Here is an 11,700-nt window from a genome sequence, read left to right on the forward strand (position 1 = left end):
GACGATATTTGGGGGGTAGCCCCCTGAGAAAATAGGTCGATGCCAGGTAAAACATTCGCCTCCACAACCGCCTTCTGGCCAAGCAGGACTGCTGGGCTGGGGCGGAGCCAAGGCCACCCCGCGGGGTGGCTTTGGTGTGGGGTGGCTTCGTTGTGGGGAAGAGGCATCGCAGCCCCCAGGCCGCCTTCATCCTGCTGGCGGGGAGGCAATCTCAAGCCCGCTGTAGTCGGCAATCCGCGCGAAGCTGCCGGGATCCCGGGCAGGATTGCCCTCCCGGTCACTGAACAGCACGTGCATGCCGGCGGCGGCGGCAGCCTGGCATTCCGCCAGAGCGTCGCTGATGAAGAGCACCTGGGGCGGGCTGGTTGCCATGGCGGCCGCAATCGTCCGGTAGCTCTGGGCAGCCTGCTTGGGTCCCGTTCGGGTATCGAACCAGAAGCGAAACAGGGCGCGCAGGTCACCCGCTTCGCTGTGCCCGTAGAGCAGTTGCTGCGCCTTCACGGAGCCGGATGAATAGACCGCCAGGACCAGACCCTGGTGGTGCCATCGCTCGAGGGCCGAAGGCACATCGGCAAACAGCGGGCTCCGCAGCTCACCGTTGGCATACCCCTGAGCCCAGATCAGACCCTGCAATTCCTTCAGAGCCGGCAGTTTGCGGTCTTGTCGGATCAACAGCTGCAGGTAGTCGCCGATCGCCGTCCCGCCCTTCTGCCGTAGCGCTGCCGCGGCGGCCTCGTCATCCTCCTCCCAGGCCTGGGCGGCCTGCTCCAGCAGTTGCAGGACCGCCGGATTGTTCTGCTCTGTCTCCAGGAAGCTCGCCATTCTCGCGGCGGCATAGGGAAACAACGTGTCGGCGACAAAGCTCACCGGGCAGGTCGTGCCCTCGATGTCCAGCAGCACGTGGCTCACGCCCGAGCGTCCGAGCGGCGTGGAGGACTCCCCCATCACAGGCTCATGGCCCGGCGTCCCACCAGAGCGTCCAGGAGAAGGCGCCGCCAGTGCTGCTCCAGCAGGAATTCGTGGATCTCGAGGTGCCGTCGCGCCTCGCCGAGGTCCTTTCCCCAGGCGTAAAGGCCATGGCCGGCAATCAGCAAGCCGTGCGGGGCAGCCCGCAGGTGGGGCCTGGCCCGGGCGCTCAGATCGGCGAGATTCTGGTCGTTGGCCAGGATCGGCACAGCCACCGTGGTGGCATGGGTGCTGATTCCTGCCAGGCCCTTGAGCATCTCGAGATCTTCGAGAACGAGGTGGCTCAGTCCCCCCTCGGACGGTCCGTAGTGCTGCGAGAGCAGGGTGCCGGCCTGGGAATGGGTGTGGAGCACGGCCCCGGCCCCGGTGACCTCCACGATCGCCAGATGCAGAAGCGTTTCAGCGCTGGCTCGCCCGTCTCCTGCCACCACGCTGCCGTCGGCATCCACCTCGATCAGCTCGTGCGGAGCGACCCCGCCTTTGTCCACGCCACTGGGGGCCATCAGCAGCGTGAGCGGGGCGGCCTCGAGCACACAACTGAAGTTCCCGCCGGTGCCCTCGCACCAGCCGCGCCGATGGATCGCGGCCATCGCGGCGCTCAATGCTGTCGCCTGGCCGCTCCTGGAGGGTGACGCCAGCTGCTGCTCCATGGGAGTTCCCACCTCGGCCCTCTGCATTCTCACCGCTGGCAGGTGGGGCACCAGTGGGTGCTGCGTCCGGCGAGCCTGTCCCGCCGGATGGGTGTGCCGCAGGTCCGGCAGGGCTGCCCACCCCGGCGGTAGACGGAGGCCACCCCGCCGTAGTTGCCATTGGTGCCGGTGAGATCGCGGAAGTCGCTGAAGGTCGTGCCGCCCGCGCCGATGCTGATCTCCAGAACCGTGACTAGGGCGTTGCGCAGTTCCGTGAGCCGGCCGTTTGCCAGCCGGCCGCTGGGGGTGTGGGGGCGGATGCCGGCCGCGAACAGGGCTTCATCGGCATAGATGTTCCCCACCCCCGCCACCAGCGACTGATCCAGCAGGGCGTTCTTGATCGGCCGGCTGGACCCCCGCAGCCGCTCCCGCAGGTAGGGGGCGGCGAAGACGGGGTCGAAGGGTTCCGGTCCCAGGCGGGCCAGGCCCGTGATCACGGCCTCCAGGGCCTGACCCTGCGGGACGAACCACATCTGACCAAAGCTGCGGGTATCCACGAACCGCAGCTCCTGGCCCAGGGTGTTCCAGATCTGCACGCGGGTGTGGGTGCAGGCCGGCCGGGGGGCCTCCAGCCAGAGAAATTGCCCGGTCATGCGCAGATGCACTCCCCAGTGGCCCCCGTGCCCCCGATCGGCGGCCAGCTGGCCGATCAGGTACTTGCCCCGGCGGCTCCAGCCCTGCACCGTGCAGCCCTCCAGCGCGGCACAGAAGGCCTGCGGGTCGCCAGGGCTGGCCACGGCCCGGGGGCGGTGCACGACCACCCGCTGAATCCGGAAACCCGGGGTGCGCTGTTCCAGCCCCCGCCGCACCGTTTCCACCTCGGGCAGTTCCGGCACGATGTCGGGTCAGTCGCGAGAGCCACAGCGTCTCACACAGGAGCCTTCAGGCCGCCTGGTGGCGCGGCAGAGCTCGATCGGGTGACTCCCGTGAATCGGCTTGGGGCCGGCTGATGAGCCTGCCGACAAGAAAACCCCGACCTGCTGCCAGGCCGGGGATCCAGAGAACCGCACAGGGTTCCAGGGAAGGAGGGATCGCCCCGGGCTCAGGCCTTCTCGAGCTCAGCCTCGGCGAAGTTGTTGGTGTTGATGCCGCCCTCGGAGCCGCTGTAGCCGTTGTAGTTCACCTTGTCGAAGCGAACCACCACCGGGTAGCGGATGCCGGATGTGTCGACGGAGGCGACGGTGCCGACTTCGTTGAACCAGTAGGACTCGGGACGCTTGATGCGCACCTTGTCGCCGCGGGAAATGGCCATCGCTGCGCTGTGGATCGGAGGCTGCCGTAGGGAAGATACCCGGCCAGTCCGGTGGGCTCAGCGCGGGCGTCACGATTCGTCGCCCTTCCCCGGGTGGGGGTGCGTGGGAGCATCGGCGCTGCTGCATTCGGCGTCACCCCATGGGTCCTTCGGAGCTCTCCGCACCGCCTGATCTGAACCTGCAGCTCCCAGATCCGGAGAGCGACACCATCAGCACGATGGAATTCCTGGCCCGGCTGGAGGAGGCCTGGGCCGTGTGTGATCGCTTCGACCTCCAGACCGAGATCTGGCGCGGCCGCATCCTGGGCGCCGTCCGGGATCGCGAGAAGCGGGGGGGAGAGGGGCGCGGCACGGGCTTTCTGCAGTGGCTGCGGGAGCGGGACATCAGCAAGACGCGCGCCTACGCGCTGATCCAGCTGGCCGAGTCAGCCGATGATCTGGTGGGGGGCGGGCTTCTGGAGGAGGCCAGCGTCAACAACTTCTCGAAGCGGGCCTTTCTGGAGACGGCCCAGGCGGATCCCGAGGTGCAGCAGATGATCTCGGAGGCGGCCAACGAGGGCCAGCAGATCACGCGCAAGCAGGTCCGCCGGCTCAGTGATGAGTTCACCGCGGCCACCAGCCCCCTGCTGCCGGAGGAAATCCGCCAGCGCACGGCCGAGAACCTCCTGCCTCCACGGGCGGTGGCGCCCCTGGTGAAGGAGCTGGCAAAACTGCCGGAGGAGCAGCAGGAGGACCTGCGCCGGGTGTTGCGCGAGGAGCCGGAGCTCGAGCGGGTCCGGGACGTGACCAGCACGGCCCGCTGGCTGAGCAAGGCGGCCGAGGCCGCTCTGGCGGTGCGGGCCTTCCAGCAGGGAGAACTCGACTTCGAGAAGGCACTGCAGGAGGCCCAGCGGCTCGATGCGCTGGGCCTCCTGGCCGATGCCGTCGGGCAGGCCCAGGCGCTGGAGGCGGCCGTGCTCAAGCTGCACACGAGCTGGCGGCGGCTGGGGGGGCTGCAGGAGCGGCTCTGGGTGGAGAGCGGCAGCAGCACGCCCCATCTGCGGGAACTGCTCACCGCCCTGCAGTCCCTCAGCGGCAGTGTGCTGCGGGTGTCCCTGGGCGAACTGGCGGGCGGCAAGCGGGTGCGGCTGCAGCTGGTGGAGGAGAGCCCGGAGCAGCTGGCGGCACCACCGCTGCCCTGACGCCACCCCCAGATCTGGGGGTGGCTATGCTTCCTGGCTACCAGGGGTGGTGACTTTGGCGGCTTCGGGGCCCGGCATCTCGCCCAGTGATCCGTCCACTGATCCGCCCACCCCAGTCCCCCCGCTGGCCCAGGCGTCCCCCGATGCCCTGGAGGCTGCGCTTCAGGTGCATTTCGGCTGGGAGCGGTTCAGGCCGGGCCAGCGCCCGGTGGTGGAGGCCCTGCTGGCGGGGCAGGACTGCCTCGCCGTGCTCCCCACCGGTGGCGGAAAGTCGCTGTGCTTCCAGCTGCCTGCCCTGGTGCGCGCCGGGCTGGTGCTGGTGGTCTCCCCGCTGGTGGCCCTGATGCAGGACCAGGTGAGCCAGCTGCAGCGTCGCGGCATCCCGGCCGCCTGCCTGCATCGGGGGCTGCAGCTCCACGAGCGCCGGGCGCTGCTGCAGGCCCTGCGGCAGAACCGGCTGAGGTTGCTGTACCTCGCGCCGGAGCGGCTGCAGGCCGAGGCCACCCGCCAGTTGATCGACGAGGTGCTCGACGCCGGGCGATTGGTGGCCCTGGCGGTGGATGAGGCGCACTGCATCAGTGCCTGGGGCCATGACTTCCGGCCGGATTACCGGCGGCTGGGGCAGCTGCGCGCGCTGTGCCCGGGGGTCCCCCTGGTGGCCCTGAGTGCCACGGCCGCCCCCCAGGTGCGGGCGGACATCATCCGGCTGCTGCAGTTGCGGCGGCCCCTGGTGCAGGTGCGCTCGGCCCGCCGCACCAACCTCACCTATGCCATGCGCCGTCGCCTCCAGGACCCCCTGCCTGAGGTTCTGGAGGCTGTGGGACAGGCCCGTGGTGCCGTGCTGATCTACGCCCGCACCCGGCGTTCCGTGGAGCAATGGGCCGCGCGGCTGGCGGCGGGCGGCCTCGAAGCCATCGCCTATCACGCCGGCCTGGATCCCGAGAGCCGCCAACTGGCCCTGGAGCATTTCCAGCAGCATCCCCGTCCGGTGCTGGTGGCCACCGTGGCCTTCGGCATGGGGGTGGATCGCCCGGATGTGGGCCTGGTCCTGCACCTGGACCTCCCCGCCAGTGCCGAGGGCTACCTGCAGGAGTCCGGCCGTGCCGGACGGGATGGCCAGCCGGCCTGCTGTCTGGTGCTGTTTGACCCGGCCGATCGCACCAGCCTGGGCTGGGCGATCCGGGCGGCCGGTGGAAGCACGAACCCGCTGGGGGCGGAGCGCCAGCGGCTCGAACTCGCCCAGCGCCAGCTGCGGCGGATGGAGGCGGTGGCGGAGGGGGAGGGCTGCCGCGAGCAGGCCCTGCTGCTGGCGGTGGGCGAGCTGGTGCCCCCCTGCGGCCGTTGCGACCGCTGCCAGCAGCTCGACCCTGCCCGGGACTGGTCAGCGCAGGCGGCACTGCTGCTGGAAGCGCTCGAGGAGCGCAGCGGCAGGGATCTGCGCAGCCTGGCCGCCGACCTGGCCGCTGGCGCCGCCGGCAGCGAAGAGGACCGCTGGGCCTGGCTGGCACGGCGGCTGGTGCAGGAGGAGCTGGTCAGTGAGAGTGATGACGGCGCCCAGCGCCTCTACCTGCGCTCGAGGGGACGGCACTACCTGCGGCAGCCCTGGCCCCTGCGCTGGGCGGCCTGAGCGGGGGGCAGGGTGAGCCGGTGGGCTCACACCCGATGAGGGATTCAGCTGCCCTTGGCCTTGCAGAGATCCGTCACCAGCTTCTGCTCGAAGTCGGTCTGGGGCGTGTCCCAGGTCTTCCACTGACCGGACTGGGTCGTGGCGTTGACCTTGCGGGCACCGCAGTTGATGGCCAGATAGAGGGGCTGTCCATCACTGTTGAGGGTCGGCGCCACGTAGCTGCCGCCCATCGACTGCCAGTTCGCCCAGTCGACCTGCAGCGGGCCGTAGCTGCGCCAGTCGTGGTCGCCGGTCTGGCTGGTCGCGGCGGGCTTGGTGACCGCGGTGGCGGTCTGCGCCGTTGGAGTGACGCTGCGGCTGGCCGGGACGGTACGGCTTGCCGTGACGGTGCGGCTGGGCGAGACAGTGCGGCTGGGCGAGACAGTGCGGCTGGCCGTGACGGTGCGGCTGGCAGGAAGGGTGGCGGTGCTGACCCGGCTGCTGGTGGGCGCCTGGCGGGGGGCTGCTGGTTGGGCTGCTGGTTGGGCGGTCGAGCGGGTGGCTGCCCTGGAGGTGGCTGCCCGCGAAGGGGCCGCCGCGGTGGTGGCTGCGGTTCTGGTGGTCGCGGCGGCGCTGGCCGCCGGTTGGGCGGGCTTGGCGGGTTCAGGTTCGGAGCGGGAGGGGCTCGGTTGGGCCGCCATCTGCACCGCGGGGGTCGATGGGGTGGGGCGCGGTGTCGGCTGGGCTGCGGGCCTGGCGACCGGTTGCGGATCGGCCTGGGGCTTTGGTTGGGGCTCCGGTCTGGCCGTGGTTGGCTGCGCCACGGGTTGGCTGGCCGGCTCGGGGGCGCTGGCCTTGGGCTCGGGCGTGGGCTTGGGTGTGGCCGCTGGCTTGGGCTGGGCCGCCGGCTTGGGCTGAGCCTTCGCCTTGGGCTGAGCTGTCGCCTTCGGGGCCGGCGGGGCCTTGAGCTTCAGCCGCATCCCCGAGAAGACCAGGTCGGGATCCTCCAGCTGGTTGATGGCGACCAGACGGTCCACCGAGGTGCCGTAGCGATCGGCGATGTCGGAGAGGCTCTCCCCGGGGCTGACCAGGTGTTCCCGGGCCTGGGGGGTGGGCCCGCTTTTCGCCGCACCGGGTCGAGCCGGAATCCTCAGCCGCGACCCGGACACCACCAGGTCCGGGTTGGCGATGCCGTTGATCTGGATCAGCCGCTCGGTGGTCGTGCCGAAGCGATCGGCGATCTCGGAGAGGGTTTCGCCGCTCTGGACCGTGTAGGGGGCGGTGGGAGTCGCCCGGGCGGAACGGCTGGCCCCCCCCTGGCCCGAACCTGGAATCACCAGACGCTGCCCGACGACCACCAGGTCGGGGTTGCTGAGGCCATTGGCCTGCATCAACCGTGTCAGACCAACGCCGTGGCGGGCGGCGATGTCGGAGAGGGTCTCGCCGGGCTGCACCGTCACCTGGCCCGCTCCGCCCCGGCGCGGGCTGCCCCCGGCGCCGGGGATCACCAGGCGCTGCCCGACGACGACCAGGTCGGGGTTGCTGATCCCGTTGGCCTGCATCAGCCGGTTCAGGCCGACCCCATGGCGATCGGCGATCTCCGAGAGGGTTTCGCCCGGACGCACAACCACCTGGGCGCGACTGGGTGCCGGCAGGACTGCCGGCAGCGGCAGCACCACCGCTAGGGCCAGGGCAGCAAGGGTGCGGCGCATCGACACTACGGATAGCTGCCGGAACGTTAAGAGCAGGGCCAGCACCGATCCACCCCCAGGGGATCACGAGTGCTGATCGCTGCTCCAGCTCCGCCCCCAGCCTCGTTTTCAGCCTCGCCCTCAGCCCAGCAGCCGCCTGATCAGGGGGAGCTTGCCGGCGTACGGCGGGTAGCGCACCGGCAGGTCGAGCCAGAAGGGCCGCTGCAACACGCTGCGGTGGTGGGAGAACGTCGTGAACCCGGCCCGGCCGTGGTAGCTGCCCAGGCCACTCTCCCCCACCCCTCCGAAGGGAAGGCCACCCACGCCCGCCTGCAGCACCACGTCGTTGATGCCCACCGCACCGGAGCTGGTGCAGCCGAGAACCCGCTGCCGCGCCTCCGGGCTGCGGCTGAACAGGTAGAGGGCCAGGGGCTTGGGCCGGCTTCGCACCTGGGTCAGGGCCCCCTCCAGCGTGGCGACGCTGAGCACCGGCAACAGCGGTCCGAACAGCTCCTCCTGCATCAGGGGATCCTCGGGATCGTCCACGGCCACCAGGGTGGGCGCCATCTTGAGGCGCTCCGGGTCGCTCTGGCCGCCGTGGAGCACCTGCCCACGGGCCTGGGCTCCGGCGAGCAGTCCCTGCAGCCGCAGGAACTGGCCGTGGTTCACGATCGTGCCCAGATCGGCCGACGCGAGGGGATCCGGGCCGTAGAAGCGCTCCAGCTCGGCGGCCATGGCCGCCACCAGGGCATCGCGGACCGGGGCTTCCACCAGCACATGGTCCGGTGCGATGCAGGTCTGGCCGCTGTTGAGGCCCTTCCCCCAGGCCAGGCGCCTGGCCGTGACCTCCAGATCCGCATCGGCCAGCACGATCGCCGGACTCTTCCCCCCGAGCTCGAGGGTGACCGGGGTGAGATGGCGGGCGGCCGCGGCCATCACCAGCCGTCCCACCCGAGGCCCGCCGGTGAAGAAGATGTGGTCGAAGCGCTGCTCCAGCAGCCGGGCCGCCACGCTGGCGTCGCCCGTCACCACCTGCACCACCTCCGGCGGGAACGCCGCAGCCACGGCCGTGGCCAGGGCGGCCGCGGTGGCGGGGGCCTGTTCGGACGGCTTGAGCACGACGGCATTCCCCGCGGCCAGGGCGCTCACCAGGGGGCGCAGGCACAGCTGGACCGGATAGTTCCAGGGGCTGATGATCAGCACACAGCCGAGGGGCTCGGCCAGCACGAAGGCCCGGCCCGGCCGCAGGGGCAGCTCGAGCGGTACGGGGGCCGGCGCCATCCAGCGTTTCAGGTTCCGTCGGGTGAAGCGCAGTTCCTGGCGGACCGAGATCAGTTCGAACTGGGCCTCGACGGGCGGTTTGCCAAGATCCGAGACCAGGGCGGCGAGCAGGGACTGCTCATGGCGTGTCAGCAGCTCCTCCAGGCGTTGCAGCTGGAGCTGTCGCCAGCCCAGGGCACGGGTCTGGCCCTGGCTGACGGCTTCCCGCATGGAGCTGATCGGCAGCGGTGGCGGGCTGTCGAGCGGGCGAGAGGTCGGGCTGGGTGGATCCACGGACATCGGCTGAGGTCAGGCGGGGCAGACGAGATCAGGCTGGGGGGCGTTGGGCGATCACCGCGAAGAAGGGATCCCCATGGCCGCCGATCCAGCCCAGGGGCCCTTCGGCGCGGGTGGGCTCGGCCAGGATCTGGGGCGGCCCCCAGCCCTGGGCGATCAGCACCCGGGCGACGTAGGCCAGGTGGTCACGGTCGTCGCCCTCCATCCAGATCCGGGGCGCCTTCTGCGCGAACATCCGGTTCGAGAACGCCACGATCAGCTGCCCGCCCGGGCGCACCACCCGCAGCAGGTCGGCCGCCACAGCTTCCGGCTGCTGCAGGTACTGCCAGCCGGCCACGATCAGGGCCGCGTCCACGCTGGCGGTGGGCAGGGGCAGCGACGGGTCCCGGTTCAGGTCCTGGACCCAGTGGCGATCCAGGCGCGGGTTCGCCTCGAGTTCCCGGGCGTTGAGGCCATGGCCGATCACCGCCTGGTAGCGGACGTCCTCGGGCAGGTGGCTCACCCAGCTGCTCATCAGGTCGAGCAGTGTGGCCTCCGAGGGGATGCGCTCCCGGTAGAGCTGGGTGAGCCTGGAGCGAAACGCCCCATCCAGATGGTGCACGAAGCGGGGCTCGGCGTAGAAGAGGGCGTCATCACCGCCATCGAGCTTGCAGCGCTCGGCTGGCTGCAGCACGGGTACCACCGCAGGGGGCTCGGGGGAGCGGGCGGGCTGGTCCTCCTGGAGCTGGATGGTCATGGTTCTGCCGGGGCGGACGGACGCGCTCCGCCCCAGAATGGCCCGTGGAGCCGGCCGCCCGCGGGCCATGGCCCCTCCCCGCTGCGGGTGGCAGGCGTGCTGCTGGCGGCGCGGTCGCCCGGGGTGCCGCCGGGGGACTGAAGAGCCCTTGACGAGACTTGAACTCGTGACCTCTCCCTTACCAAGGGAGTGCTCTACCGCTGAGCTACAAGGGCATGTGGAGGATGGGCCGGGTTGGATTTGAACCAACGTAGGCAGAGCCAGCGGATTTACAGTCCGCCCCCATTAACCACTCGGGCACCGACCCGAACCACACCGCAAGAACTTACCAGCCGACCCCACCGGTTCTCCCCCTCTCCATGCAGCTGCTCGCCCTTCACGGCCCCAATCTCAACCTGCTGGGGACCCGTGAGCCCGGGCTCTACGGCAGTGTCACCCTCGAGCAGATCAATGCCGATCTGCAGCAGCGGGCGGCCGCGCTCGGGGCCGGCATCGACTGCTTCCAGAGCAACCACGAGGGTGCCCTGGTGGACCGGATCCACCAGGGCCATGGCCGGGTGAACGGCATCCTGATCAACGCGGCCGCGTACACCCACACCTCCGTGGCGCTCCGGGATGCGCTGCTGGCCGTGGCCATTCCCTACGTGGAGCTGCACCTGAGCAACACCCATGCCCGGGAAGCCTTCCGTCACCACTCCTACCTGGCCGACAGGGCGGTGGGGGTGATCTGCGGCTTCGGGGCCGGCAGCTACCGGCTTGCACTGGAGGGTCTGGTGGCCCATCTGAGGGCCAGCCGGCCATGAGGTCCGCCCCGGAGATCCTCCCCGCCGGGGAGCCGCCCGCGCCTGCCGCCGCCCGCATCCGCTGGCTGGCGGCCCCCACCTCCTCCGCCTGGCTGGAGCAGGCGATCGCCCACCCCGACCTGGTGCTGCTCGACCACGCCCACTGCGAGCGCAAGGCGGCCGGCGTGGCCCTCCAGCTCCTGTTCCGCTACCCCAGCGATGCCCCCCTCGCCGAGGCGCTCAGCCCCCTGGCCCGCGAGGAGCTGGAGCACTTCGAAGTGGTGATGGCCCTGCTCCAGCGCCGGCAGGTGGCCCTGCGGCCCCTGCCGGCGCCGCCCTACGGCGCCGGGCTGGCCCGGGCGGTGCGGCGTGAGGAGCCCCAGCGCCTGCTCGATTCCCTGCTGGTGGCTGGGTTGATCGAGGCCCGCAGCCATGAGCGCATGGCCCTGCTGGCCCAGCACAGCCCGGATGCGGAGCTGCGGGCGCTCTACGGCCGGCTGCTGGCCAGCGAGGCCCGCCACTTCGGCCTCTACTGGGTGTTGTGCGAGCAGCGCTGGCCGCGCCGGGAGGTGATCGCACGGCTGGAGGAGCTGGCGGCCCTGGAAGCCTCCTTGCTGGCCGAACTCCATCCGCAGCCCCGGATGCACAGCTGAGGCCTCTGCGGAAACCTCAGCAGAGGTGCTCGCTGGAGCTGTTCAGGTCGGTGTCGGCAGCAGCGCGTCGAGCAGGGGGTACTGGGCGGCGATGGCATCCCCGGTGAACGTGGCCACCCAGCCGTCGGGGTTGTCGAAGAAGCGCAGGGCGCAGAAGCGCGGCTCGGGACCCATGTCGAACCAGTGGGGGGTGCCGGCGGGCACCGCGATCCAGTCGCCGGCCTCGCACACCACCTGGAGCACCTCCTGGCCGAGGTGCAGACAGAACAGCCCGCAGCCCTCCACGAAGAAGCGCACCTCGTCCTCGCTGTGGGTGTGCTCGGCCAGGAATTTCTGGCGCAGGGCCTGCCGCTCCGGATGGTCGGGGGTGAGGCGGATCGCATCCACGGTGGGGTAGGAGCCGCCGGCCTGCACCTGCGCCACCTCGGGGGCGTAGGCCGCCAGGATCCGGGCCTGGTCCGCAGCGGCGGGCAGGCTCGCCCTGGCCGGCCAGCGCTCGAAGCGGATGCCCCGCCGGCCCAGCTCCGCACCGATCGTGGGCCCGTCGTGGCTGCGCAGGACAGGCTGGGGTTCAGCCGCCGGGGTGG

At 70.9% G+C, this 11,700-nt stretch carries 12 protein-coding genes and 2 tRNA genes; 4 read left to right on the forward strand and 10 right to left on the reverse strand.

Annotated features, from left to right (window positions below):
* Positions 1-186 precede the first annotated feature (186 nt).
* The 4 genes from mtnC to ACLD7X_RS14535 all read right to left on the reverse strand — a co-directional run bounded on the left by mtnC (position 187) and on the right by ACLD7X_RS14535 (position 2,907).
* Positions 187-945: an acireductone synthase gene (gene mtnC, locus ACLD7X_RS14520; protein WP_412006822.1), complete on the reverse strand. Its 759-nt coding sequence runs from the start codon at positions 943-945 to the stop codon at positions 187-189.
* Positions 945-1,616 (reverse strand): methylthioribulose 1-phosphate dehydratase, encoded by a 672-nt coding sequence (gene mtnB, locus ACLD7X_RS14525; RefSeq protein ID WP_412006821.1) that lies wholly within the window; start codon positions 1,614-1,616, stop codon positions 945-947. The genes mtnC and mtnB overlap by 1 nt, the downstream gene beginning before the upstream one ends.
* Before the next feature lie 29 nt (positions 1,617-1,645).
* A complete protein-coding gene (locus ACLD7X_RS14530; protein ID WP_411424374.1) occupies positions 1,646-2,491 on the reverse strand; it encodes a DNA-formamidopyrimidine glycosylase in 846 nt (281 codons plus the stop codon).
* Between the two features lie 206 nt (positions 2,492-2,697).
* On the reverse strand, positions 2,698-2,907 hold the full coding sequence (locus tag ACLD7X_RS14535; protein WP_006911758.1) for a photosystem I reaction center subunit IV: 210 nt from the start codon (positions 2,905-2,907) through the stop codon (positions 2,698-2,700).
* Between the two features lie 140 nt (positions 2,908-3,047).
* On the opposite strand from ACLD7X_RS14535, the gene ACLD7X_RS14540 reads away from it, so the two are divergent.
* A complete protein-coding gene (locus tag ACLD7X_RS14540) occupies positions 3,048-4,088 on the forward strand; it encodes a hypothetical protein (RefSeq protein ID WP_411424375.1) in 1,041 nt (346 codons plus the stop codon).
* A 55-nt stretch (positions 4,089-4,143) separates the two neighbouring features.
* Entirely contained in the window at positions 4,144-5,715 is a 1,572-nt protein-coding gene (locus ACLD7X_RS14545; RefSeq protein ID WP_425625280.1) for a RecQ family ATP-dependent DNA helicase, read from the forward strand.
* A gap of 44 nt (positions 5,716-5,759) precedes the next feature.
* On the opposite strand, the gene ACLD7X_RS14550 is transcribed toward ACLD7X_RS14545, so the two are convergent.
* The 5 genes from ACLD7X_RS14550 to ACLD7X_RS14570 form a co-directional block, all read right to left on the reverse strand.
* Positions 5,760-7,406, reverse strand: a complete 1,647-nt coding sequence (locus ACLD7X_RS14550; RefSeq protein ID WP_412006820.1) for a LysM peptidoglycan-binding domain-containing protein — start codon at positions 7,404-7,406, stop codon at positions 5,760-5,762.
* A gap of 120 nt (positions 7,407-7,526) precedes the next feature.
* Entirely contained in the window at positions 7,527-8,945 is a 1,419-nt protein-coding gene (locus tag ACLD7X_RS14555; RefSeq protein WP_411424378.1) for an aldehyde dehydrogenase family protein, read from the reverse strand.
* 28 nt (positions 8,946-8,973) lie between these two features.
* On the reverse strand, positions 8,974-9,678 hold the full coding sequence (locus ACLD7X_RS14560; protein WP_411424379.1) for a methyltransferase domain-containing protein: 705 nt from the start codon (positions 9,676-9,678) through the stop codon (positions 8,974-8,976).
* A gap of 143 nt (positions 9,679-9,821) precedes the next feature.
* Positions 9,822-9,893, reverse strand: a tRNA-Thr gene (locus ACLD7X_RS14565).
* A gap of 10 nt (positions 9,894-9,903) precedes the next feature.
* Positions 9,904-9,985: transfer RNA gene (locus ACLD7X_RS14570), tRNA-Tyr, on the reverse strand.
* A gap of 52 nt (positions 9,986-10,037) precedes the next feature.
* On the opposite strand from ACLD7X_RS14570, the gene aroQ reads away from it, so the two are divergent.
* Entirely contained in the window at positions 10,038-10,481 is a 444-nt protein-coding gene (gene aroQ, locus ACLD7X_RS14575; RefSeq protein ID WP_411424380.1) for a type II 3-dehydroquinate dehydratase, read from the forward strand.
* On the forward strand, positions 10,478-11,113 hold the full coding sequence (locus ACLD7X_RS14580) for a MiaE family protein (RefSeq protein WP_411424381.1): 636 nt from the start codon (positions 10,478-10,480) through the stop codon (positions 11,111-11,113). Before aroQ ends, ACLD7X_RS14580 begins: the two co-directional genes overlap by 4 nt.
* A 42-nt stretch (positions 11,114-11,155) precedes the next feature.
* Here ACLD7X_RS14580 and ACLD7X_RS14585 read toward each other — a convergent pair.
* Positions 11,156-11,700 (reverse strand): 1,2-dihydroxy-3-keto-5-methylthiopentene dioxygenase (locus ACLD7X_RS14585; RefSeq protein ID WP_411424382.1); only part of this gene is annotated, 545 nt, incomplete at its 5' end.

This window comes from Aphanothece microscopica RSMan92 (assembly GCF_046613545.2).
GTDB lineage: Bacteria > Cyanobacteriota > Cyanobacteriia > PCC-6307 > Cyanobiaceae > NIES-981.

Bases quoted from the DNA above. Each gene is read 5' to 3' on its own strand.
- mtnC (WP_412006822.1), bottom strand. From the start codon at position 945: ATGGGGGAGTCCTCCACGCCGCTCGGACGCTCGGGCGTGAGCCACGTG.
- mtnB (WP_412006821.1), bottom strand. From the start codon at position 1,616: ATGGAGCAGCAGCTGGCGTCACCCTCCAGGAGCGGCCAGGCGACAGCA.
- ACLD7X_RS14535 (WP_006911758.1), bottom strand. From the start codon at position 2,907: ATGGCCATTTCCCGCGGCGACAAGGTGCGCATCAAGCGTCCCGAGTCC.
- ACLD7X_RS14540 (WP_411424375.1), top strand. From the start codon at position 3,048: ATGGGTCCTTCGGAGCTCTCCGCACCGCCTGATCTGAACCTGCAGCTC.
- ACLD7X_RS14550 (WP_412006820.1), bottom strand. From the start codon at position 7,406: ATGCGCCGCACCCTTGCTGCCCTGGCCCTAGCGGTGGTGCTGCCGCTG.
- ACLD7X_RS14555 (WP_411424378.1), bottom strand. From the start codon at position 8,945: ATGTCCGTGGATCCACCCAGCCCGACCTCTCGCCCGCTCGACAGCCCG.
- ACLD7X_RS14560 (WP_411424379.1), bottom strand. From the start codon at position 9,678: ATGACCATCCAGCTCCAGGAGGACCAGCCCGCCCGCTCCCCCGAGCCC.
- aroQ (WP_411424380.1), top strand. From the start codon at position 10,038: ATGCAGCTGCTCGCCCTTCACGGCCCCAATCTCAACCTGCTGGGGACC.
- ACLD7X_RS14580 (WP_411424381.1), top strand. From the start codon at position 10,478: ATGAGGTCCGCCCCGGAGATCCTCCCCGCCGGGGAGCCGCCCGCGCCT.